The following is a 22,011-nucleotide window of genomic DNA, read 5'->3' as shown; positions in this document are numbered from 1 at the left end:
ATGGCTGCACAGTGGCCGCTTTTCCGCCGCTCCTCGGCTATAAATCGGCACGGGTATCGGAGACGTCCAACCACATTGCATTGTTAACCGGGCTGACGTCAGGGGTTGCTTCATTACGTGGCGTGGAATGAATATAAGAGGGCAGCAAGAGTTTACGGAAAACTTTGAGGCAGGTGTGGTGTATTATTTCGAGCCCGTTCTGAAAGACGGTGGTCAATGCGGATTGCAGATTGGTTACGAGTGGTCGGACTGGCATTCCGCCGAGTCCGGGTGGGGACTGAAGCTGGCTTTCGAGTTTGAGGGACTTTACCTAGGAAAACACTCCCCGGAAGGCGTAATGCCCATAGAGCCCCAATATCTCGGTACTCAATACCTCAGTTTCGACACCCAAGGGTATGCCCTGCTAGCCACTGCCATGCTGACAGTAACGACACCCTGGTCACAGCGATTCCTCCCCTATGCCGCAGCCAGCACCGGCATGGCTCGGGTTTCCCTGTCAAATGCAGACTCGGCCAATCCGTCTGAACCGGGTATCAATCATTTCAACTCGGACCCAAACGCCTCGGATACAGCCTCTGCCTTGCAATTCAAGCTAGGCATAAAAAGCAAACTGAGTAGAAATTTAATCCTATTTACCGAATACCGATACCTGAGCATAGACTCCACCCGCTACACCTTCGGACCAACGGTATACCCAGAAGAACACCCGCCCACCGATGATTGGGATGTTCGAATGGGAAAGCTCAACTACAATCTTTTTGTCGCCGGGCTGCAGTACCGATTCTAGATTCTACTTTCCCGCAACACCTCACTGAACTAAGTGGGCGACTCTGTGGCAACCGTAGAAAATATCCTTGATCACATTGGCGCTCTAAATATACCAACCAGTCTGACGATTGATCGTGTCATGTCTCACGGAAAGCTCGGCGCCGTCAACGGAGAGACCAAGCAAGGGAAAAGCCCACAACGATTTTGCCATGTCATAGAATTCACTTCTGTAAAGTGTAACAAGGTTATTCGAATTGAGTCATATGGTGGCTAAATGTCAATGGCCATTAAAATTGATCCACTTTTGGCCAATAAAATTGACCCACCTGCGATCAGGTTTTGCTAACTTTCTCCTTCAGTCGATAGCTTTCTCCTCCGAGCATAAATATGTGTGAGTGATGGATGATGCGGTCGATGATCGGTACCGCAACATTGTCATCATGGAAGAACTCACCCCAACTGGTAAAATCTTTGTTCGTTGTTAAGATGATAGACCGATATTCGTACAAGCTATTGATTAGCTGGAATAAGTTGTAACGCGACTGACGCGACATGGGTAAGTAACCCAACTCATCAATGATGATGAGATCGTATTTACTTAGCTGTGTGAGCCGCTTTTTGAGCTCTCCCTTCATTTCGGCAAGCTCAAGTTCCTCTACCAGCGTCAATGCGTTTCTGAACAAAACTTTATATCCAGCTTGGATTGCTTCATGACCGATCCCAATGGCCAAGTGGGTCTTGCCCACGCCCGGCGGGCCAATAAAGATCACATTTTGGCGCTCATCAATAAAGCTAAAGTCGAGTAACCCATTGATTTGGCGCTTGGTTACCGTGGTTTGGTGACGGTAGTCGAACAAGTCGAGACGTTTTTCATTTGGGAACTGTGCCTGTTTGTAGTGGCGTTTTATTCGGTTCACGTTGCGTTGGGTGATTTCATGTGACACTAACGATTCAGCGAAGCTTAAGTAGGATTCTTCATTGGCTTCAGCCGTGGCCACCAGAGTGGCCAACTGGCTCGCTGCTGCACCTAACCGTAAGCTACGAAGCTGCTTAGCGATGTTGTCTAACTGGTTCATGATAGGCTCCGTTGCGCGTTAACGTGGCTAATACGGCGGTACATGCTTAAATCGATAGTCACGGGGCTATCCTCCTCGTCATCGGCCATGCGTCCGCGCTGCTCGGCACTGAACCATGCATCGATATATTCACGCATCTTGCTCGCCGTTAACTCTTCTCGCTCAAGCAAGTGGGCTGTAAGTGCCGTGGGTAACTCACCGTAGTGCTTTAATACATCCAGAGCACCGCGCAGTTGGTCTTTATAGAACCGAGGCATGGTTGCTTTGAGCTGTGCCGCAATAGCGCGACCAACATCGATACCTAGACGCTCGTTGAGGTACGCTTCAAGCGCTTCTACCGCCTGCGTTTTGTCGCGGTAATGGTCGCGGTTTTTGATAATAAGGCCTTTATCAAGACTGACCGTATGTTGGCCAATAAGCTCACCGGTGGCAGGGTCGAGTAAGAGTAATTGACCATTGGCTTCACTGACACCAACTCGGCTTTGTTGCCATTCCATAGGCACCGAGTACTTGTTCGAGGCCCAAGAGATCAGCCCCGTTTTATCAACCTTGCGCGTTTGCATGGGCGTGTTGTCTAAGCTGGCCATAGCTACATGATAGTGGTTCATGTGTGACCGCTCTGAGCGGTCATAATGGCGCTGCGGCTGCTCTTTGGTGGTGCCGTGTACTCGAATGTTGGCTACTTCATTTAGCCAATCAAGCGTGTAAGCGCGAAGCTCTGTTTCACTGCGAAACGACTCACCATACAGACAGTCTTGTTTGACGTACTTAACTGCTGCTTCAACCTTGCCTTTGCTCTCCGGATCAAAACCCTCGCAAGCATGAATATGGAATGATGCCGCCGTGGCGTACTGCGCAAAGCGTTGATTGAGTTTGAGCTCGCGATATTCTTCGCTTAGTACGACCAACTTGGTTTGGTCATAAACACATTCTTCGGTCACGCCTCCGAAGTAGCGAAACGCTTCGTCGTGCATCTCAATAAAGCGCTGCGTATTCAACGGTTGCAGCGAAAGGCCTACGTACATGAGGCGGCTATATGAGAGCACAAACGCAACAAAGTAAACGGTGTGTGGCTTACCATTGATGAGCACACCACGAAGCTCACCAGGGTCAACTTGACACTGCACACCGGGAACAGTTTCGATGATAGGTTCATAATAACGATACTGGCCGACAGCGACCTCGGCTTTTAAGTTTTGCACGTAACGGCGCATGCTGCGTTCGGATATGGGCAGCTTGCCCACCTTGCGACATAATCGGCGCATGAGCTTCACTGCGGACAACTTGGGGTAGTCTTTAAGCTGGTTGATCAGATAATCGCGATAGCCATCAAGCCACTTTTCACGCGAGGTATCTTCCATCATCACGCAGATACCTTGCGCGTCCATTGCTAAGTATTTTTTCACTGTGTTGCGCGAGATGTTCAACTCTCGGCTAATGGCACGGATCGAGAGTCCTTGTCCGTTGTCGTACATCGATTTTATTTTGTGTATCACTGTCCACTCCTTCAATGTGCCGCCCCCGCTTTATTAGTTGAACGGGAAACGGTACAGAAAAATGTGGCCGAAGCCACGAAAAGTGGATCAAAATTAATGGCCGAAAGTGGGTCAGTTTAGTTGGCCATTAACACTAAAGCGGCATGTGCAACTAACACCTATGAGTCTTCGTCCTGTCAATAGGCATTAGTTTTTTATTGGCCGCCGCGTAAGCGGCCAATACCAAATCTCTGAGCCAGTGAGCCTGCTTCGTGTGTCATCGTTGGCTGTTGGTGGCTTACAGCAAACACCTATTGAGGCTCTCTTAGTGTGGTGGTTATCCACTGCCAAACTGGGGAGAAGGCTCAATGAGTATCAATTCAATGCAGCCGACCGCTGACGCGGCGTCTGATTGAGGCGTTATGCCGGCTGAAAGGTTTGAGGTACTCTCAGGAGCAACAACAGTGAAACAGGGAAAGCAAATGTCAGTATTTCTTAAAGTTAGACTAGTTATTTTAGCTTGCCTAAGCCTTGCTCTTTCGGCATGTGTTACTTTGCCCGGACATCGCCAGACAATAGATGAAGAAAATTTCTGTTTAAATATCACAGCTCCATCTCTTGCTATAAAAAACGAAATTCGTTTTAACGCAGAAAAAACAGAACTGTTATTTATGCCAAAAGGTGCTCAGCTCGAGTTCGTTGTTTCAGATAGCCTCGAAAAGCATCAGCTCTCGGTACTAAATCACCAAGAGACCGTTGTTTATGACTATCGGTTAAACGGACGGAAATTGACATTTGGAGCCAGAGAGAAAGACTGGTTTGCATCACAAATCCCTTTAATCATTAATAAAGCTGGTCTTAAACATGGTCCGGTCTAGGCATAGCAATCGCCAGAACAACGCGCCTTCGGCGCTCGACTCTCAACAAGTTGCTCGCGTGTGTGGTGGGCGTTAGCAATTCCCTCCACCTACCTTGCCAAATGAGTAAAAAAGGAATAATTTATACTCATGGGTATTTTCGAGTTTGATGACGCGAAAAGTCAGGCGAATCGCCATAAGCATGGAATCGACTTCCATGACGCCCAAGCTTTATGGGAAGACCAAGACCTATTGGAAGTTCGGGCGAAATCATCCGATGAACCTCGTTACTTGGTTATTGGTCTTATAGGGATGAAGCATTGGTCTGCTGTTATCACTTATCGAGGTGAGAAGATTCGTCTTATTTCGGTACGACGCTCGCGTAAGAGAGAGGTAGAGTTGTATGAAAGCTAAAGATTTTGACACGAAGTTTGATGAAGGTGCAGATGACATCATTGATGATCTGGATGTTAAGAGCGCACGGCGGGTAAACCAGGAAGCGAAACGTATTAACGTAGACTTTCCGGCTTGGGTAGTTGAGTCACTTGATCGCGAAGCTGCTCGAATTGGTGTTACTCGACAATCAATCATTAAAGTTTGGCTGGTGGAGCGTTTGCGAGCTGAAGCTGCTAACAAGCCGCTCAAAAGTGACACCGCAAGCGGCGCACAGTAGCAAAGCGTTAGCTGGGATTGCCTTACCCGTAAAGTGATACTATAGTGTCACTTGAAATTTAGAACAGGGTGAACCCATGAAAGTTGAGCTAGTTACGAACCTCAAGCGCCAAGCTACAAAGATTCTGGCAGATCTGCACTTGTCGAAAGAGCCCGTATTGATTACGGAGCATGGCCAGCCATCTGCATACCTTGTTGATGTGCAAGATTATGAATTCATGCAGCGTCGGCTTGAGCTGCTTGAGGGGCTCTCTCGGGGAGAGCGTGCTGTACTTGAGGGAAGAACGTATAGCCAAAGTGAGGCCAGAGAGAAAATGAGTAAATGGCTGAAGTAATCTGGACAGAGCCAGCCCTCCAAGAACTTGATGCTATTGCTGAGTATATTGCTTTGGACAATCCTGCTGCCGCAAGCGATCTCGTTAAGGAAGTTTTCGGTAAGACAGAGCGTTTGGAAAATTTCCCCAAATCGGGGCGGATTCCTCCAGAGCTCCCGGATTCGGTATACAGGGAGGTAGTGGTTCCACCGTGTCGCATTTTTTATCGTGAGGATGAGCAGCGGGTTCTCGTCCTCTATGTCATGCGAGAGGAGCGGCAACTTCGTGCGTTCATGCTTGGAAACAGCTAACAATCCGCGTCATTCGGGGTCTTCGACCCCTGCGACGCTCACAAGTTCGCGCGCATGCGCGGGGCGTTATGTGCTTAATACAGGCGTACAGCTTCATTTCAGCATTCTCGTGTAGTAGAGTGTTAATGGTTAAATATTGAACGAGGTGGCTTATGACCATATCAGCAGAAATCATCGAGTCTGAGGCGCTTTCTCTTCCAAAAGAGGACCGGACTCGGTTAATCGTTCACCTGCTAGAGAGTATCGATGAGCGGGCCAACTCTGATCCCCGAGGAGTAGAGCAAGCTTGGCTAAACGAATCAAATCGTAGGTATCAAAGTTATCTTGATGGTGGCGAGCATACGATCTCATCTGAAGACGTATTTGCGGAACTTCGGGCTGATGATCGTTGAAACCTGTACGTTTTCTTCAATCTGCGCGAGAGGATGTTCGGCGGGAAAAAAGCTATTACCGCAAAATCAGCCCTGATTTAGCGATACAGTTTCAGAATGCCTTAGAAAACGCGGTTAACGCGGTCGCTATGCAACCGTTGGCGATGCAAATTCTCGAAAATGAAATACGACGCTGGCCTCTTGATACATTTCCTCATGGAGTGCTCTATCGTAATGAAGACGACTTCATTCTCATACTGGCAGTATTTCATCCTAGACAAGCGCCGGAACGGTGGCAGAATCTACCACGCACATAACAAGACGCATCAGCGCGCGCCTGCGGCGCCGGACAACAGCCTTCCTGTTGCCGCTGTGCTCGAGCGTTAGCACTCAAGGGGATATTGCAGGGGGCCTATGACGACTTGCTTGCCCAAGAAGGTTATCAGTCATTCAATTGAGCTGCATATGAGCATTCAGAACGCTGAGAACGTGGTCCTCGTCATTTAACCCCATCTAGTTTGCCGTTTATCCATGGTTCAACGATGTTGATGTGGATGTGGTTTAGGTACGACCGCCACTTTTTGTGGCTATGAGCTTCTGGGCCAACTACGGTTAGCAGCAAATAGCTTTCCTCGACATTGTCATATGCATAAAGTAGCCAGTAATCGTTGTGTTCTTCATGTATTGAGTTGGTTCTGTAATGAACTTCAGTAATTTTTGACCAGCGTTTCCGAGTATCAGCGTCTTGTGCGAGATGGATGTGTTAAACAACGCGACCCAAGAGTCGAGTTGCCTAAAATAAGGACTTGTGAAAAAACGCACGATTAACGTAGCGCTTTCTTAATACTCGCCTTATTGGTTGGCAGTTTGCCATGTTTGAGAAAGTACTGAAACTGGGCGTTACCTGAAGCTGCTGCTTTGGTTACATCTTTACAGGTTGCCAGTTTACACACTTCCTTATGTTCTTTGGTTAACATCATCAATGCTCCGATTTGTATCTAACGTCCTGTTAGAATATCGATGAAATTTTACACAGTCATTTGGGTTATAGCAAATTGCTGAATCTCATTGATGAATCATCGCAGCGTGAGAAGTCCTTAGGCTATTTGCCTTCATCGCCGGTCATCAAAGGCGCAGGAGGAGTGGCCTGTTCCATTCCCTTAACGCCGCCATTTCCTGCTGTTAATTCTCAGGTGCTAGATAGCTTCATTAATATCAGACCTGAAACAATGAGGATTGCCGCAATGATTCTCGCTGCGTTGACGGGTTCGCCCAAAAAGGCAATACCGACAAGAAAAGCTCCTACAGCCCCTATCCCTGTCCATATCGTGTAGGCCGTTCCAAGTGGAATGGTTCGCATGGCAACGGCTAGTAGTCCGAAGCTGGCCACCATTGCAACAATCGTAATGACTGATGGCATGAGCCTACTAAAGCCATGAGACTGCTTCATTGTGTAAGCCCACACAATCTCAAGTACACCGGCAATGAGAAGATAGATCCAAGGCATTGACCCCTCCGAAATATAAAGGTGCTAGGTCGTCCTAGTCATTTATTCCCAAGGCGGGGGAGGTCGTCCTCCTTTGAAGAAAGAGTATTTTATCTTGCGAAAGACAGCCTAACAACCATTGATGGTATGTAAGACGAATATGCTGACACGAATTAGCGCCTTCTCCTCTTTATAATCATCTCAAATATGCCCATAATGAACTTCATCTGATAGTGTCAGAGCTTAAATGCTTCGATTTCAAATAATCAAACCTTACCTCTGAAATAAAGCGAATGTAAAAATGACGAGCTTACGGATTAGAAATGTCGGACCAATAAAAGCTGGAGTAGAAAATGGTGCCGCAATCAAGTTTGACGGCGTTACTTTATTTACGGGCACCCAAGGATCTGGGAAAAGTACAGTTGCAAAGCTTTATTCGTCGCTTGCATGGCTCGAGAAATCTTTACAACGGGGTGATCTAGAAATTCATGAAACTCTTGATTACGAGTATTTCATGAATGAAGTTGTCTCATTTCATGGTTTACAGAGTTATTTCAGTGAACAGTCTTATGTGGAGTACGAAGGGCAGGCCTTTCGCTTTCTTTTATTGAATAAAACTTTTACTTCAGAACGTCTAACTGATGCCCCTTATGATTCACCGAAAATAATGTACGTTCCAGCTGAGCGGAATTTTCTTGCTGCAATTGATAGGCCGGAATTGATTTCTAAGCTACCTAAAGCGCTAAAGGCCTTTTTATCAGAGTATGTTGAAGCCAAAGAGCATTATGCTAATGAAGCGCTACCGCTATCGCTAGGGAATGCAGTGTTTGCTTATGAGAGTAAGAGTAAGCAGTCTTTTATCACTGGGGCAAGCTTCCGAGTTAATTTATTGCATGCTTCAAGCGGATATCAAAGTTATGTGCCATTAGTGATAGTGACTAAATATTTATCACAATTTGTGCTCAAATCCGATAAGGCCAAACAGAGAGATCTCAGTGTGGCTTTGGAGAAACGCTTAAACAAAGAGCTTATTAAGTTGTTCGAAGCGACCATTGAAAAAGGTGAGGAATTAGGAAGTATCCATAGCGCTTTTGATGCACTTGTTCGTCGTTACACCTATAACTCTTTTGTCAATATTGTCGAAGAACCAGAGCAGAATCTGTTTCCAACATCGCAGAAACAAGCACTTTTTGAGGTATTGCGAGCGGTAAAAGATAAGGCGGGCAACAGACTTGTCATCACTACACATAGCCCGTTTATCATCAGTTATTTAAATATTGCAATACAAGCCTTTGATGTATATGAAAGATTCAATAACAAACAATTGAAGAATATTGATGCGATACGAGACATTTGTCCGGAAGCATCAAGTATTGATCCGAGCACAACTAATGTTTATGCGTTTTGTGAGAATGGCAGTATTGAAGTAGTCGAAAGGTACAATGGGTTGGTTGCCGACGATAACCAACTTAATAATGAGCTGGAAGAAACGAATCAGCTTTTTTCTGAACTATTGTGGATGGAGTGATCCGATGAATTTACTCAAGGATGAGTGTAAAAGTAGTCTCACAGACTTGTTATTTGGAATATGTGACGATGATGATAACAATCCTGCATATTTGAATACCGATTCAACCGACAAAGTAAAGTGGATTGCAACGGTAACTAATCCTCAATGCTTAAATATCGCATTTTGGGCTATCGATAATTGTGTTGATTGCTCAGACGAACAAGGCAATCAGGTGACCCGGTGTGATGGTATTTTGCATTATCGCGACATCTATCATTTTGTTGAGCTTAAAGCTCGAAAAAAGGGTAGCTGGATGTCAAAAGGCTTTAAGCAGCTTCGCGCGACAATTTATCTTTTCATTGAGTCTCAAAATGGACAAGTCGACAGGAAAAAAATCATCGCACAGTTGAGTAACTCTTTGAAGCCATGCACGCATGTTATTAAACAACAGCAGCTAGCTTTATTTAAAGATGAAGTTGGAATTAAAAACGTCAAACTCAACCCGCTGATTAGTATTTAAACCGATGCCACTTTAGATACCTCACATCATGGCGCCAGCAGGCTGCGGCCAAGGTCGGTGACTGTGACTTGGTAGGCTTGGGTGTCGAAGCGACGGTAGTCGTTGGTGGCTTGGTGTTGCCAGATGCCGAAGATGCCAAACAACGTGAGGTAGCGATAGGCGAAGTAGAATTGTCGTTCGCTATGATCGCTATCATCTCGCCACGCACTAGCCGGGATCGGCTCTTCGTTAAGCGCGGGTATTAAGGTGCTGGTCATGTCGTACAGCATGTTAACTGGAAACTCGTGCTGCGGCAGATAGTGGCTGATGGCAAGCACCGAAGGAGCTACGGCACGTTGCAGTGGACACACCTGGTCGCCGAACACAAAACCCCAATGAAACGTGGTTAAGCAGGCTTTTAATAGTTCGTGATAAATCTCGCCCAGCGCTTGGCTAGCTACTAGTTTTTTACCTTTCGCGGTGATGGTTAAACTGGTTTTGTTGGCTTTAACCAAGCTGCTCTGCGCCATAATGTGTCGAGCAGCAGCAACCATGGTGACTTTCGATTCTGAGTTAGGTACTTCGTATTGCTGTTTGCCAATGCACGGAGTGTCGGGGCTATTGAGCTCAGTCCACATATGTTTGACCCAAGCTACCGGCAGATAGCCTGCAGCCGTGAGCTTAATGGGCTTGTCGCACATGGTTTGCAGTAGCGGCAGCAGAGCTTTCATAATCGGCGCCTCAGCGACCAGCTCGTTGGGTGGTGGGGCAAGGTGCATCGGCGGGTGCGTAAATGGCTTGTTGATAAACTCGTTCACATGCTGATAACGCTGCTGCGCATCCATGTTCGCGATGATTTGTTGTAACAGTATTTGGGCCGCTAACGCCTCTTCGTCAAGAAAATCCTCGCCGTCAGTCTCATCTAGTGCTTCCTGGTCACCCATTACAAATGCAAAAGCACGGTCGTGGTCGTGGGCTTGTTGTTCTGTTAGTTCGATAAACTGATCGAGGCGCTGTTGGATCTGCGCTAGGTTAGGCTTGTTGCTGGAGCGCTCGGGCATATGTGCAACGCCGCCGCTATCTTCAGTTGGGCAAGCACCCACCGCTTCGATGATTTTAACCGAGCTGTGCCGAGGCTGAATGCTGCTGCCCCCATGAGTTACCGTATGACGCCAGTCATCGCCAAAATCATAAACGTAAAGCAGGCTATCGCCTTTGCGTGGCAGCTGGGCGACTAGCTTGGCACCTATTTCAGGTTGCTCGTTATCAAAAGGATCATCAAAAGGGTCATCGTTGTTCGAGAAGAAGCCTGCTGCAGTTTTGAACATATGCAGATGGGAATTGGTCCACCCCATCGCTAGCTGAATGTAGTAATGCAGCCGGTATAAATCGATTTTAGCTGGCACCAACAGCTGGCGCGACACTTGGTAAGGGGCGTCTTCAAGATGAATGTTCAGTGTGATGTATTTGGCCATGGATAGTGCTCGCTGCGGGGTGGTGGTGGGTAGGATAGCAGAAGTTTGCGAGCACGTGGAGAGACTTGGAGGGACTTGCGGCCCCAGCTCCGTAGCTGGGGCCGCAGGTGGCTCCGGAGCGGGGTCCGGAGGTGGGTCTGCAAGTTCCTCAAAAGCTGAGGGCGAGGCCGACGCTGATGGCGGTGTTTTCGATGCTGTCGCCGGCGTGGCTTTCGGCATCCATGCGAGAGACTTCACCAGAGATGGTGAACATGCTCCAGAGGGTGTGCCAGACGCCGATGCTGGCTTTGCTTTGTTGTTCTACTTGCGCCAAGGTATCAACGCCAGCGAGGTCGACTTGTGAGACGCCGTAGTTGATGCCAAATTTGGTGGCTCCTATGGTGTGGGTGGCTTGGGCTAACCAGCCCGAGCTATCGCGTGGAGCGCCATTGCTATCGGCTGCATCAATCAAAAGTCCGTAATAGCCAAAACCTTGACCGTCGAACGCTGATGCCATGAAGCGGGTATCGCCCAACTGCAGCGCCGCAGTGATATCGATGCCACGGGCACTGTAGCTGCCGCTTGGGGTGCTAACATCTTGGTTGTAGAAGGTGCTAGAGACAAACCCTTGCTCGTAGTTGTAGCGCAATCGACCATGAATACCTGGCCGTTCAGAGCCTGAGTCGCCGACATAGCCGTTACCGCCGAAACTGACTGGATCTAACGGCTGAAAAATACCGATATCGGCCTGCCATTGCTCGCCAAACTGACGGCTGTATGTGATTTGTGACAGCCTATCTGCAAATACGTAGCCGTAGCCAGCCGCACCTAGAGTGGTGTTCAGAGGACTACGAATGGACGCTGGTGCGCCAACCCCGCCTAATGCCATATCTTCTAGTACTACATCGATACCGAATACGCCGTAATCACGACCCACTTTGATGGTTCCTAGTTCTGCGTTGCCTACCGTAAAGAAGGCGCGATAAGCACGGTTGTCGCCGTTGCCGTTAAAAGCGCTGTTATCGGTGGTGCCGGGCTCGATGGCGATCACTGCTTTGATATCAAAGCCTTCGCGTTGGGTGCTGGCGGAGAATTGGAAACTAGCGGGGCTGTAGCCGTTGGATACCGAGGTAGCATCTTCGCCGGTACAGAGCAGGGCATTGCCTGCAACGACGGCCCCGGAGTCATCGCAATCGGCGAATACTGCATGGGCGTTCACATAACCGTGAAAGCCAAAATCCCAAACGGGCTCGCTGCTGCTGTTGGCATAGGCTGGAGCGGTGCCCAGTAACAGAGCGCTCATTACTGCTGGAAGATAAAGCCGTGTTGTTTTGTCAGTCATAACCATTGCCTCTTGTTGTTATTATCGTTGGTGACAGCTCTCAGAATGAGATGATGCTGATGTGGGTGATAGGTGCAATGGCTGTGCCAAGTCGGTAGCTATTTATAACTATATGTTTTTAAAGCCATTTATTTTTTGAGATACAAACAATCTTGATGACAATTATCATCATTGGGTGTAGTTTGATGATAATTGTCATCAACAAGATGGGCGAGACTCTTAGGCTTGAAACAAAAAAACATTTAAAAACATGGTGTTATAAATATTGTAAAAGTTGGTACGTCGTTTGCATCTATGTTTGTCATCCAAGGTACCGACTATCGAACGCCAATAACAAGAACAAGAACAACGAGAGGAAGATCATGAGTACTTCAACGGTTCAAACCTTTAAAACCGCTCGACGGTTGCTAACTGGCGCCCATGCTAGTCATCAGTTGGCGCACGAGATGCAACTGCTTGCTATGCAGCGCCCGTTATTGGTGAGTGATCGCGGGGTGAGTGAGGCGGGCATTATCGCTACGGTTACCGCCCAGTTAAACCAAGCTGGTGTGCATCAAGTGACTGTCTTTGATGCGATTTCAGCTGAACCTGAGATGGCGGTGGTTGAAGCCTGTCGCGAGCTGTTTATGGCAGAAGGTTGCGATGGCATTGTGGCGATTGGTGGCGGTAGTGCCATGGATACGGCCAAGGCCGTGGCGGTTTACGCTGGTGATACGCGCCCGTTAGCGGAGCTGTTCGGTGAAGACCAAGTGAAACCTCGGCAATACCCGCTGATTTGTTTACCTACTACCGCAGGTACCGGCTCAGAAGTCACCAACATTTCTATTTTGGCTGACACCCAAGCCCAGTTAAAAAAGGGCATTGTGAGTAATGAGCTGTTGCCTGATGTGGCCATTGTGGCGCCAGAGCTCACCTTGAGCTGTCCGCCAGGTGTTACTGCGGCCAGCGGTATTGATGCGTTGGTGCATGCCGTAGAAAGTTACCTTTCAAGATTTGCGACGGCGTTAACCGAGCCCTATTCGTTGGCGGCTATCCGTAAAATCAAAGCCAGTTTGGTGCAGGCTTATCAAGAGCCTGACAACATGGTCGCCCGCGAAGAAATGGCCACCGCCAGTTTGATGGCTGGGCTGGCTTTTGGTAATGCTGGGGTGGGTGCTGTTCATGCTTTGGCGTACCCGCTAGGAGGTCGTTATCATTTGTCACACGGTATGAGCAATGCGGTGATGTTGGTGCCAGTGATGCGTTGGAACCAAGCGGCTTGTCCTGAGCGCTTTGTCGAATTAGCCAAAGCTTTTGGTGCGGCGGATAGTATCAGCGTAGAAGCGGCTGGGAATTATGTCTTACAGCAAATGCAGGCGTTGTGTGCGGCGGTCAATATTCCGGCGCAACTGCGCGAGTTTGACATCCCTGAGTCGGCCTTACCTGAGCTTGCGGAAGCCGCAAGTGGGGTCACTCGGCTATTGCGCAATAATCCACGCGAGCTCTCGGTGCAAGATATCGAAGCCATTTATCGCGAAGCCTACTAAGGAGCCTCTGATGTCGTTATGGAAACAACGCGTTAGCGGCGCTGAAGCACCGTTTTTTGCCCTTGGTCCGTTTAAAGTGCGGTTGCCGTTTGTGCATTATCGTTTTGAATGGCCGGACTATTTTCAAGGGCTGTTGATGTGTGCGGTTGATCTTGCCGCCATCTCGTTAATGACCGAACTGCTGGGCATGCCGTTCGAGGCGGCGTTAGCGATTGTGGTGCTCAATGGTTTGTTCTATTTACTGCACCATATGCTTGGTGATCCTGTGGTCCCTGGGTGGATAACCCCAGCAATTCCGTTACTGATGATGTATGTGTCGATGTTCCCGGAAGGTGAGGCGCGGGTGCATGCATTGATTGCGTTTCAGATGTTGCTGGGGTTGTTTGCTATTTTGCTGGGCGCCTCGGGCGCTGCGAAGCGGGTAGTGCAGTTGATACCCAGTGCCATCAAAGCCGGCATTATTATGGGGGCTGGGCTAGCAGCGGTTGCTGTGGTGTTTGACGATGGTGGGCGCTTTGAAAGTTATCCATTTACCATTTCTATTGCGGTGGGTATTGCCTTTTATCTGATCTTTTCTAAGCATTTTGCAGCCTTGCAAGATCGTCATTGGGTGTTTGCGGCGTTAGGTAAGCTAGGTATTTTCCCGATTATTGCCTTGGCGATTGTACTGGCCCCGCTGTTTTCAGAAGCGCCTTGGCCGCAGTTGGAGTGGGGTTTTACCTCGCCTGATTTTGCCACCATGTTTAGTCAGTACACCTTATTCGGAGTGGGTTTTCCGCCTTGGAGTATGTACTTGAGTGCGATTCCGACGGTGCTTGCGGCTTACATTGTGTTGTTTGGTGATGTATTGCAAAGCAAGGCTATCTTGGATGAAGCAGACGAGGTACGCCAAGATGAGAAAATTGATTACGACCCTAATCGTGCGCATTTGATCTTTGGTGCGCGCAACCTCGGCATGAGCGTGATCGGGCCCGATGTGACTATGTGCGGACCCTTGTGGGCGGCCATGCATGTGGTGATTGTGGAGCGCTTCAAAAAAGGGCGGCAAGCGATGGACTCGATTTTTGGTGGCGCCGGCTCGTTTCGTTGGGGCACCAATACCGGCTTGTTGTTGTTGCCGGTGGTGAGTTTGGTGCAGCCGATTTTGGGGATAGCTTTAGCGCTCACTCTGCTTATTCAAGGCTATGTGAGCGTGCGTATTGGCATTCAAGAGGCACGCTCCGAGCGTGATTTAGGGATTGCTGGGGTGATTGCTGCCATTTTGGTGGTGAAAGGTGCTACTTGGGCCTTTGCAGCTGGGCTGTTGCTGTGCTTTTTAGTGTACGGCTGGCGCCTAAGGGAGCAACGCGCATGATGTCCGGCGATAATTTACAGCGAGTGATTGATGCGTTAAGTGATGGGGTTTATATCACCGACGGCCATGGCGTGACGGTCACTGTGAATAAGGCGTACGAGCGTATTACTGGCATCCCACGTAGTGCGCTTGTGGGCTTACACATGTCTGAAGTGGTACAGCGAGGCTACATCTCGCGCTCGGTGTCGTTGGAGGTGTTGAAAGAGCAAGGTCCGGTCACGCTCACTCAGACCATTGGCGATGATCATAAGATTTTAGTCTCGGGTACGCCCATGTTCGACCCGCAAGGGCGAATTGAATACATAGTTACGACCGTGCGTGACGTTACCGAGTTGCTGCAGGCCAAACGCGCCGAAGAACAGTTGGAGCAGATCTTACATGTGCGTGATCATTATGGTGCGCACGAGGTCAACGATGCGGTGATTATCAGTCGGGCAACCCAGCGTTGCTACGATCTCGCTAAACGAGTTGCGCCCACCGCCGCCAAGGTTCTGATTCAGGGTGAAACCGGCACTGGTAAGACGTTACTGGCGCGCACCATTCATGATTACAGCGCCGTGGCGCAAGGGCCCTTTATTGAGTTGAATTGTGCTGCCATGCCAGAGAGTCTGTTAGAAGCAGAATTGTTCGGCTATGTGCCGGGGGCCTTTACTGGGGCTGCTCAGAAAGGCAAAACGGGGCTGCTTGAGGCCGCTAATAACGGCACTTTATTTCTTGATGAGATTGGCGATTTACCGCTGAGCTTGCAAGCCAAACTGCTCAAAGTGATTGCTGAAAACCGGTTTATTCCGGTTGGTGGCATTCAATTCAAAAATACCAATTTCAGGTTGATTTCTGCAACCCACCATAACTTGCATGAATTGGTGGCACAGCGCCAATTTCGTGAAGATTTGTTGTATCGCTTGAGTGTGGTGCCACTGGAATTGCCGCCGCTGCGCGAGCGGGCTGAAGAAGTTGAAGCCTTGCTGCAGCATTATCTAAGCCATTTTAATGCTAAGTACGAGTTTGACTGTCGTTGGCACAGCGATGTGATTGCTCGGTTACAACGCTATCACTGGCCGGGCAACATTCGCGAGTTGATCAACCTGACCGAGCGATTGGTGGTGACTGCAGAGCAATCTCTGATTACCACAGCGCAACTGCCACGCGAAATGCGAGTAGATACAGGTTTTACGGCCCTTGGTATGAGTTTAAAAGAACAAGTAGAAGGTTTAGAGCGCGAGCTGATTGAGCAGGCCCTGGCCATGTACGGCACTACCCGCCAAGCGGCGGCAGCGCTGGGCATTGATCAGTCTACTTTGGTGAAAAAGCAACAACGCTGGCGGGCCCAGCAAGCTGTGGAAAACCGCAATACAGTGGAGTTTAAAGATGTTTAAGAACGACGTGATTGAGTTACGCCAGCAGGCATTAGTGAATGGCCAGTGGCTTGATGCCGATGCGGTAGAGGAGGTCGTCAACCCAGCAACAGGAGAGTGCTTAGGCAAGGTGCCACAACTCAGTGGCGCGCAAGTTGAGGCCTGTATTGCTGCTGCCGAACAAGCCTATTACCTGTGGCGGGAGGTACCGGTTCGTGAGCGTTGTGCGCTGTTGCAGGCTTGGTATGAGTTGATTATGGCTGAGCGCGAGCGCTTGGCGCGGATTTTGACGCTGGAGCAGGGTAAGCCGTTGGCTGAAGCGCTCGGTGAGATAACTTATGCTGCGAGCTACATTCAATGGTTTGCGCAGCCGAGCCTGCTTGATGGTGGGGCGACCTTGCCCTACGGCGAAACCCCATTATCGATGTTGGTCGTTAAAGAGCCGGTAGGGGTGTGTGCGGCCATTACCCCATGGAATTTTCCGGCGGCGATGATCACTCGGAAGGTAGCGCCGGCCTTAGCTGCGGGCTGCACCATGATTGTTAAACCAGCGCCGGATACACCTTTTACAGCATTGGCTTTGGCTGAACTCGCACAACGCGCGGGGCTACCAGCTGGGGTGCTGAATGTGATCACCGGCGATGCACAGCAGGTAGGAGCCCAATTAACGGCTTCCAAGCAGGTTCGGAAGTTGAGTTTTACTGGCTCGACTGCGGTGGGGCGTTTGTTGATGGCTCAATGTGCTCCAACCTTGAAGCGACTGTCGTTAGAACTGGGTGGTAATGCTCCTTTTATTGTTTGCGCCGATGCGGATATTGAGGCTGCGGTGGATGGAGCTATTGCGGCTAAGTTTCGTAATGCTGGGCAAACCTGCGTGTGCGCCAATGCCCTGTTTGTTGCCGATGAAGTGTATCAGCCATTTGCTGAACGCTTAGTTGAGAAGGTGCAGCAGTTGCGCTTGGGCTCTGGCGATCAGGCTGATGTCACGATTGGGCCGCTGATCAACCGGGCGGCCCTGCATAAAGTAGAAAAGCTGTTGTTAGATGCGCTCACCAAAGGGGCCAAGCTGTTATGCGGTGGTAAACGTTGGCAGAGCGATGCCAATTGGTTTTTACCCACGGTATTGGCTGACGCCAGTTTTGCTATGGAGTGCGTGCAAGAGGAGATTTTTGGGCCGGTAGCACCTTTGGTGCGCTTTACTGACGAGGCCCAATTAATTCAACAGTTACGCCAGCAAGAGGCAGGCTTGGCTGCCTATGTCTACAGCCAAGATTTAAAACGTATTCAACGCTTTGCACGAGAGCTTGAGGTAGGCATGGTGGGTGTAAACACGGGCCTTATCTCAGATGCTGCGGTGCCATTTGGCGGAGTCAAAGCGTCGGGTATGGGTCGTGAAGGCGGCCGTCAAGGGATCGAGGAATATCTCGAAACCAAATACATTAAATTGAGTAACTAAGTTTTATTCCAATAACAATAAGGACTTACATTATGAAAACAACAAAGAAAGTACTACCAGTAGCGATTGCAGCCATGCTGATGGGTTTATCAACAGCAGCTCTGGCACAACAAACACCGATTGAGAAATTACAGGCCGATATGCCCAAGAACTGGGGCAAATGGGGAGATGACGACCAAATTGGTGCGCTGAATTACCTCGATGACGCGCAGGCGATGCGTGGGGTAAAAGCTGTGAAGCAGGGTAAGACATTTACTTTACAGTTGCCGATGATTCATGGCGTGGGACCGGTCTTTCCTGGTCGAGTGCCGGCCATGCACTATATGACTCAAGATGAGAGCATGTACGACACCGGTAAGCTGGAAAAACTGGCGGGTGGCGTGAAGTATTCTGATGATGCGGTATTTATGTACCTGCAAGGAACCACGCACATGGATGCGTTAGGCCACGCTTGGTACGGTGACCAAGTTTACGGTGGGGTGAGCGCTGATAGTACGGTGCATGGGCATGACCATGTGGATATTGGTAGCTTGGCGAGTCACGGTATTGTGGGACGCGGGGTGTTGCTGGATGTTGGTTTACGTAAAGGCGGCGATGCCGGGCGTTTGCCACCTAGCAGTTGCGTGACTTTGCAAGATCTGAAAGAGACAGCAAAGGCCCAAGGTGTAACGCTTCAGAAGCGTGATATTTTGCTGATTCGTACGGGCTCCGTTGGCCGTTTTTATAGCGATGCGCCAGATGCGCCATGGAGCGCTACCACCGAGCCAGGTTTGTGCTACAGCAAAGAGTTGGTACGCTGGATTGATCAGATGGAAATTCCGGTGATTGCGGCGGATAACTTAGCGGTTGAATTGGTACCACAAAAGATTGAGGGTGACGACTACGTGATTCCTTTACATGGCGCGCTGATTCGTGATTTAGGTGTGGTGCTGAGCGAGTTGTATTGGCTGGACGATTTGGCCGCGGATAGCGCCAAAGATGGTCAGTATACCTTTATGTTCACCGCGGCGCCGCTGAAAATGGAACGCGGCTCAGGCTCGCCGATTAACCCGATTGTGATTAAGTAGGCTTGTTGCTCTTTTCTGTCTGCAGGGACTTGGAGGGACTTGCGGCCCCAGCTACTTAGCTGGGGCCGCAGGTGGCTCCGGTATTTAAGTCTCTACGCCAATGCTGCTGATATATTTCTCAATTCTTTAATTGGTGCTGCTTTTCGTTTAAGTAAAAGGTCTTCGTTAATCTTAAGAACAATGCTTTTTAGTAAATCAGTTGTGTTTGCTATATCCGTTATCACTTTAAGACGCTCAATTTCACTAGCTAGTAGCCGCCCTTTTAGGGATAGCCGTTTATCTGCTCGACCTTTTGCTAATTCGCTATTCAAATACTGTGTGATAGATTTCGCTGCCATCTCATTCTCAGACAATGCGTGAATATAGTATTTCATTAAATTGGGGACGAAATCGATGGAAGCCCCAATTTCTATTGTTGCTAGGTTTAGGATATCGATCAGGTGTGCAGGTAAGCGTCCCTCGACCGGTTTGCGCTTGGTTTCATACTGGCGCTTAACCGCGGGAGTTGATTGGTGTGGAAGGAGAACGACGCTGTCACATTTGTCGCAAACGCCAACCAGAACATTTTTAACGATACCGCTGCCATCGCTGAAGGGGACATCACGTAACTGGAATGTTGTGTCTCCAAATGATTGGCATGTTGTACAGGCTGCTTTGTGTGAGTCACCAACCTTGAATATTTTCATTTTAGCCTCTTACATATGAATGCTGATAAATACACTGTTTGCCTCATCCAAGCATTTGATGACTCTCTTTTTAATGTTGTTAAATCCCATGGCAGGCCTCTATTGTACGACATTGGTCGTACTTTGGTAAAGTTTTAGATTGTTTGGAGGAACTTGCGGCCCCAGCTACGTAGCTGGGGCCGCAGGTCCTTCTTCGGCTCAATCGAAGCTATCTAGGACGGCGCGCAGGGCGCGTTTGGCGGCGGGTTCGCCGTGTACGAGGCGGATGTCGGGGATAGGGCGTTGGGCGCTTTGTACGAATTCGACCAGTTCGCGCTGATCGGCGTGGGCTGAGTAGCCGCCAAGGGTGTGGATACGGGCGTTGATGGCGATGCGTTGGTGGTCGAGTACCACGTAGCCGGAACTGCCGGAGCCGAGGCCGTGTTCGGCGTAGCGTTGGATGTCGCGGCCGGGGGTGCCTTCGGCTTGGTAGCCGACAAAAATCAGATCGGTGCGGGCATCGGGCAGCAGCTCTTTCAGGTAGTTGACGATGCGGCCGCCGCTGCACATGCCGCTGGCGGCTATGACAATCGCTGGGGTGCCGCTATCACGCAAGAGTTCCACCAGTTGTTCGTGCTGTTCGTGGCTTTCAACGATGTGCAGCCGTTCAAAATTAAGCGGATGGCGGTCGTCAGCCAGGCGTTGCTTGGCTTCGTCATCCCATTGCTGGCGCAGGCGTCGATACATGGCGGTGTATTGCGATGCCAGCGGCGAATCTAAAATCACTGTCATCTTGGCCCAATCGGCGTGGCTGTGGATGAGATCTTCAAGTTCGTACAGCAGCTCTTGGGTGCGGCCGATACTAAACGCCGGAATAAGTACCGTTCCTTTATCTTCAAAGGCTCGTTCGATGACTTGTTTGAGCTGTGCTTGGCGGTGCTCGCGCGGTTCGTGCAGGCGGTCGCCGTAGGTGCTTTCTAGCACTAAGATATCGGCGTATTCGAGTGGGGTCGGATCCGGTAGCAAGGGCGTATTTTTGCAGCCGAGGTCGCCTGAAAAGACCACTCGAAAGCCGTCTTCGATGCGCTCAAACTCGGCGTAGGCAGAGCCTAAGATGTGGCCGGCGTTGCGTAGCCGTAAGCGGATTTGGTCGCGGCTAAAGGGTAGGGTAAACCATTGATCGTAAGCGATAGGCATGACTTGGCGCTGGATGCGGCGCACCAGGTGGTCAATCATGTCGTCTTGCTGGTTGCTATGGCCGAGCTGTAATTTTAGTGCATCGCTTAAGACGATCGGCAGCAAACTGGCGGTGGCGGGTGTGCAGTAAATGGGGCCGCTGAAGCCGGCGGTGATCAGCTGTGGCACGCGCCCAACGTGGTCGATGTGGCAATGAGTGAGCACCAAAGCTTCAATGTCGTCGATGCTAAAGCCAAGCCCGCTGCTATCTCCGCTGTAACCCAGCGCGCCCTCTTGCTCGGCGACCGCTAGCATTTGTTGATTAAGCTGATGGCGTTTGGCATCCATCCCTTGAAACATACCGCAGTCGATCAACACGGAACATGGACTGGAGCTACCTTTGATATCGAGGTGAAGTTGATGGCAAGAACCGGTGACCCCTTCATGAGCACCATGATGTGTAATATCCATTTACATTTCTCCTTGAGTTATAAGCGAAAAATCAGCCTAGACCAGAAAAAAATTACTGACAATAGCCGATCTCTCAGGTAGCCTATTTGTATTAGGAGAGGCAGCACCTTGTTCGAACTCCGTAATCCATACTTTGGTCGCACTGCTGCCTCTTCTAATTCTCCTCATGCGCTAGCGCAAGCTCCGATTAAGCTCTGATTAAGCCCCCGCTAAGTTCCAAACAAACAAGCCCTCACCAAAACCTTTACACTGTTAAAATAACGGACGCTCAAATCATCCCCAATCTGACAACGATTTCGTATAAAACCCGATTGTTTTTTACCCCTTTCGTGCCTTATTCTTTAAAAGTTAACCAAGACGCAACAAATCGTTACGATTTTGCGCCTACTATATCGAAAATGATTTATAGCGTAATCTTTACATACTAACTACAATTATAAGCACTATTTTCTGTACGGACATGGGGGAACAAGCAGTGACAGCTGGTCAGAGTAGTCATTATAAGAGGCATCGCAAGATATCGTTATATAACGGTGACGAAAAGTTATCTGATATCGGGGTGCCAAGCAGTGAGTCGAATGGTCAAGCCTTGCGCCGGGCCATGATAGAAATGGAACGGTCACCGATTCTGACCCACGCGGTGTTTCGGGATCGCAATGGTAAGCTTTGGGTGTTACCACGCTCAGCTTCGATTTTTAAGCGGCTCCATATCAGTATTCTAGCGCATTAAAGCTAGTTGTCGCGTTAGTTATTGCATTAAGGCGACTTCATGAGGCAATCCGCAAGGTATGCCCACGGTAGTTACA

Annotated in this window: 24 protein-coding genes; 16 read left to right on the top strand and 8 right to left on the bottom strand. The window is 49.4% G+C overall.

All coding sequences use genetic code 11. From position 1 onward, the window contains the following. Positions 1-127 precede the first annotated feature (127 nt). Positions 128-787, top strand: coding sequence for an outer membrane protein (locus tag KGF88_RS08370; RefSeq protein WP_110076038.1), 660 nt, complete (start codon positions 128-130; stop codon positions 785-787). A 313-nt stretch (positions 788-1,100) separates the two neighbouring features. Here the strand turns inward: KGF88_RS08370 and istB are convergent, their stop codons facing one another. Continuing rightward, complete coding sequence (gene istB, locus KGF88_RS08365) at positions 1,101-1,844, bottom strand: IS21-like element helper ATPase IstB (RefSeq protein WP_110077105.1); 744 nt, start codon at positions 1,842-1,844, stop codon at positions 1,101-1,103. Beyond that, entirely contained in the window at positions 1,841-3,340 is a 1,500-nt protein-coding gene (gene istA, locus KGF88_RS08360; protein WP_257119919.1) for an IS21 family transposase, read from the bottom strand. Before istA ends, istB begins: the two co-directional genes overlap by 4 nt. Positions 3,341-3,801: 461 nt before the next feature. Between istA and KGF88_RS08355 the strand changes: the two genes are divergently transcribed. The 7 genes from KGF88_RS08355 (at position 3,802) to KGF88_RS08325 (ending at position 6,161) form a co-directional block, all read left to right on the top strand. Beyond that, complete coding sequence (locus tag KGF88_RS08355; protein ID WP_202912491.1) at positions 3,802-4,197, top strand: hypothetical protein; 396 nt, start codon at positions 3,802-3,804, stop codon at positions 4,195-4,197. Between the two features lie 129 nt (positions 4,198-4,326). Further along, a complete protein-coding gene (locus KGF88_RS08350) occupies positions 4,327-4,590 on the top strand; it encodes a BrnT family toxin (protein WP_110076039.1) in 264 nt (87 codons plus the stop codon). Beyond that, positions 4,580-4,849 carry a type II toxin-antitoxin system BrnA family antitoxin gene (gene brnA / locus KGF88_RS08345; RefSeq protein WP_110076040.1) on the top strand — a complete coding sequence of 90 codons (270 nt, stop codon included), beginning with the start codon at positions 4,580-4,582 and terminating at the stop codon, positions 4,847-4,849. Before KGF88_RS08350 ends, brnA begins: the two co-directional genes overlap by 11 nt. A gap of 76 nt (positions 4,850-4,925) precedes the next feature. Beyond that, a complete protein-coding gene (locus KGF88_RS08340; protein ID WP_022990189.1) occupies positions 4,926-5,183 on the top strand; it encodes a type II toxin-antitoxin system Phd/YefM family antitoxin in 258 nt (85 codons plus the stop codon). Next, positions 5,171-5,473, top strand: coding sequence for a type II toxin-antitoxin system RelE/ParE family toxin (locus KGF88_RS08335; protein ID WP_110076041.1), 303 nt, complete (start codon positions 5,171-5,173; stop codon positions 5,471-5,473). Before KGF88_RS08340 ends, KGF88_RS08335 begins: the two co-directional genes overlap by 13 nt. 152 nt (positions 5,474-5,625) lie before the next feature. Further along, the gene (locus KGF88_RS08330; protein ID WP_110076042.1) at positions 5,626-5,865 is read left to right on the top strand and encodes an addiction module protein; all 240 of its coding nucleotides are present in this window, start codon (positions 5,626-5,628) and stop codon (positions 5,863-5,865) included. Further along, positions 5,862-6,161, top strand: a complete 300-nt coding sequence (locus KGF88_RS08325) for a type II toxin-antitoxin system RelE/ParE family toxin (RefSeq protein WP_110076043.1) — start codon at positions 5,862-5,864, stop codon at positions 6,159-6,161. The genes KGF88_RS08330 and KGF88_RS08325 overlap by 4 nt, the downstream gene beginning before the upstream one ends. A 507-nt stretch (positions 6,162-6,668) precedes the next feature. Here KGF88_RS08325 and KGF88_RS08320 read toward each other — a convergent pair. Then, complete coding sequence (locus tag KGF88_RS08320; RefSeq protein WP_153825988.1) at positions 6,669-6,824, bottom strand: hypothetical protein; 156 nt, start codon at positions 6,822-6,824, stop codon at positions 6,669-6,671. A gap of 209 nt (positions 6,825-7,033) precedes the next feature. Further along, a complete protein-coding gene (sugE, locus tag KGF88_RS08315; RefSeq protein WP_153825987.1) occupies positions 7,034-7,351 on the bottom strand; it encodes a quaternary ammonium compound efflux SMR transporter SugE in 318 nt (105 codons plus the stop codon). A 280-nt stretch (positions 7,352-7,631) separates the two neighbouring features. Here sugE and KGF88_RS08310 point away from each other — a divergent pair, with 280 nt between their 5' ends. Together KGF88_RS08310 and KGF88_RS08305 are read left to right on the top strand one after the other, a co-directional pair. Beyond that, positions 7,632-8,858, top strand: coding sequence for an ATP-binding protein (locus KGF88_RS08310; RefSeq protein ID WP_153825986.1), 1,227 nt, complete (start codon positions 7,632-7,634; stop codon positions 8,856-8,858). 4 nt (positions 8,859-8,862) lie between these two features. Beyond that, the gene (locus tag KGF88_RS08305) at positions 8,863-9,360 is read left to right on the top strand and encodes a hypothetical protein (protein ID WP_153825985.1); all 498 of its coding nucleotides are present in this window, start codon (positions 8,863-8,865) and stop codon (positions 9,358-9,360) included. A gap of 26 nt (positions 9,361-9,386) precedes the next feature. Here the strand turns inward: KGF88_RS08305 and KGF88_RS08300 are convergent, their stop codons facing one another. Then, a complete protein-coding gene (locus tag KGF88_RS08300) occupies positions 9,387-10,814 on the bottom strand; it encodes a plasmid pRiA4b ORF-3 family protein (protein ID WP_162014456.1) in 1,428 nt (475 codons plus the stop codon). Between the two features lie 148 nt (positions 10,815-10,962). Beyond that, entirely contained in the window at positions 10,963-12,135 is a 1,173-nt protein-coding gene (locus KGF88_RS08295) for a porin (protein ID WP_153825983.1), read from the bottom strand. A 362-nt stretch (positions 12,136-12,497) separates the two neighbouring features. Between KGF88_RS08295 and KGF88_RS08290 the strand changes: the two genes are divergently transcribed. The 5 genes from KGF88_RS08290 to KGF88_RS08270 are packed head-to-tail and all read left to right on the top strand — an operon-like array spanning position 12,498 to position 18,893. Then, a complete protein-coding gene (locus tag KGF88_RS08290) occupies positions 12,498-13,661 on the top strand; it encodes an iron-containing alcohol dehydrogenase (RefSeq protein WP_153825982.1) in 1,164 nt (387 codons plus the stop codon). Positions 13,662-13,671: 10 nt separating this feature from the next. Then, the gene (locus tag KGF88_RS08285; RefSeq protein WP_153825981.1) at positions 13,672-15,015 is read left to right on the top strand and encodes a hypothetical protein; all 1,344 of its coding nucleotides are present in this window, start codon (positions 13,672-13,674) and stop codon (positions 15,013-15,015) included. Further along, positions 15,012-16,391, top strand: a complete 1,380-nt coding sequence (locus KGF88_RS08280; RefSeq protein WP_153825980.1) for a sigma-54 interaction domain-containing protein — start codon at positions 15,012-15,014, stop codon at positions 16,389-16,391. Before KGF88_RS08285 ends, KGF88_RS08280 begins: the two co-directional genes overlap by 4 nt. Next, positions 16,384-17,826 (top strand): NAD-dependent succinate-semialdehyde dehydrogenase, encoded by a 1,443-nt coding sequence (locus KGF88_RS08275; RefSeq protein ID WP_153825979.1) that lies wholly within the window; start codon positions 16,384-16,386, stop codon positions 17,824-17,826. Before KGF88_RS08280 ends, KGF88_RS08275 begins: the two co-directional genes overlap by 8 nt. A gap of 32 nt (positions 17,827-17,858) precedes the next feature. Beyond that, the gene (locus KGF88_RS08270) at positions 17,859-18,893 is read left to right on the top strand and encodes a cyclase family protein (protein ID WP_153825978.1); all 1,035 of its coding nucleotides are present in this window, start codon (positions 17,859-17,861) and stop codon (positions 18,891-18,893) included. 92 nt (positions 18,894-18,985) lie between these two features. On the opposite strand, the gene KGF88_RS08265 is transcribed toward KGF88_RS08270, so the two are convergent. Beyond that, a complete protein-coding gene (locus KGF88_RS08265; RefSeq protein WP_153825977.1) occupies positions 18,986-19,579 on the bottom strand; it encodes a hypothetical protein in 594 nt (197 codons plus the stop codon). 198 nt (positions 19,580-19,777) lie between these two features. Further along, the gene (locus KGF88_RS08260; protein ID WP_153825976.1) at positions 19,778-21,205 is read right to left on the bottom strand and encodes an MBL fold metallo-hydrolase RNA specificity domain-containing protein; all 1,428 of its coding nucleotides are present in this window, start codon (positions 21,203-21,205) and stop codon (positions 19,778-19,780) included. Between the two features lie 475 nt (positions 21,206-21,680). Here KGF88_RS08260 and KGF88_RS08255 point away from each other — a divergent pair, with 475 nt between their 5' ends. Then, positions 21,681-21,935: a hypothetical protein gene (locus KGF88_RS08255; RefSeq protein WP_153825975.1), complete on the top strand. Its 255-nt coding sequence runs from the start codon at positions 21,681-21,683 to the stop codon at positions 21,933-21,935. Positions 21,936-22,011: the final 76 nt, after the last annotated feature.

It is taken from the genome of Idiomarina loihiensis, from assembly GCF_024584785.1.
Lineage (GTDB): Bacteria > Pseudomonadota > Gammaproteobacteria > Enterobacterales > Alteromonadaceae > Pseudidiomarina > Pseudidiomarina fusca.
Note: the sequence above shows the minus strand (reverse complement) of the source record. Positions and strands in the feature narration are given on the sequence as shown.

Coding starts and splice junctions, on each gene's coding strand:
- KGF88_RS08370 (WP_110076038.1), top strand. CDS start 128: ATGAATATAAGAGGGCAGCAAGAGTTTACGGAAAACTTTGAGGCAGGT.
- istB (WP_110077105.1), bottom strand. CDS start 1,844: ATGAACCAGTTAGACAACATCGCTAAGCAGCTTCGTAGCTTACGGTTA.
- KGF88_RS08355 (WP_202912491.1), top strand. CDS start 3,802: ATGTCAGTATTTCTTAAAGTTAGACTAGTTATTTTAGCTTGCCTAAGC.
- KGF88_RS08350 (WP_110076039.1), top strand. CDS start 4,327: ATGGGTATTTTCGAGTTTGATGACGCGAAAAGTCAGGCGAATCGCCAT.
- brnA (WP_110076040.1), top strand. CDS start 4,580: ATGAAAGCTAAAGATTTTGACACGAAGTTTGATGAAGGTGCAGATGAC.
- KGF88_RS08340 (WP_022990189.1), top strand. CDS start 4,926: ATGAAAGTTGAGCTAGTTACGAACCTCAAGCGCCAAGCTACAAAGATT.
- KGF88_RS08335 (WP_110076041.1), top strand. CDS start 5,171: ATGGCTGAAGTAATCTGGACAGAGCCAGCCCTCCAAGAACTTGATGCT.
- KGF88_RS08330 (WP_110076042.1), top strand. CDS start 5,626: ATGACCATATCAGCAGAAATCATCGAGTCTGAGGCGCTTTCTCTTCCA.
- KGF88_RS08320 (WP_153825988.1), bottom strand. CDS start 6,824: ATGATGTTAACCAAAGAACATAAGGAAGTGTGTAAACTGGCAACCTGT.
- sugE (WP_153825987.1), bottom strand. CDS start 7,351: ATGCCTTGGATCTATCTTCTCATTGCCGGTGTACTTGAGATTGTGTGG.
- KGF88_RS08310 (WP_153825986.1), top strand. CDS start 7,632: ATGACGAGCTTACGGATTAGAAATGTCGGACCAATAAAAGCTGGAGTA.
- KGF88_RS08305 (WP_153825985.1), top strand. CDS start 8,863: ATGAATTTACTCAAGGATGAGTGTAAAAGTAGTCTCACAGACTTGTTA.
- KGF88_RS08300 (WP_162014456.1), bottom strand. CDS start 10,814: ATGGCCAAATACATCACACTGAACATTCATCTTGAAGACGCCCCTTAC.
- KGF88_RS08295 (WP_153825983.1), bottom strand. CDS start 12,135: ATGACTGACAAAACAACACGGCTTTATCTTCCAGCAGTAATGAGCGCT.
- KGF88_RS08290 (WP_153825982.1), top strand. CDS start 12,498: ATGAGTACTTCAACGGTTCAAACCTTTAAAACCGCTCGACGGTTGCTA.
- KGF88_RS08285 (WP_153825981.1), top strand. CDS start 13,672: ATGTCGTTATGGAAACAACGCGTTAGCGGCGCTGAAGCACCGTTTTTT.
- KGF88_RS08280 (WP_153825980.1), top strand. CDS start 15,012: ATGATGTCCGGCGATAATTTACAGCGAGTGATTGATGCGTTAAGTGAT.
- KGF88_RS08275 (WP_153825979.1), top strand. CDS start 16,384: ATGTTTAAGAACGACGTGATTGAGTTACGCCAGCAGGCATTAGTGAAT.
- KGF88_RS08270 (WP_153825978.1), top strand. CDS start 17,859: ATGAAAACAACAAAGAAAGTACTACCAGTAGCGATTGCAGCCATGCTG.
- KGF88_RS08265 (WP_153825977.1), bottom strand. CDS start 19,579: ATGAAAATATTCAAGGTTGGTGACTCACACAAAGCAGCCTGTACAACA.
- KGF88_RS08260 (WP_153825976.1), bottom strand. CDS start 21,205: ATGGATATTACACATCATGGTGCTCATGAAGGGGTCACCGGTTCTTGC.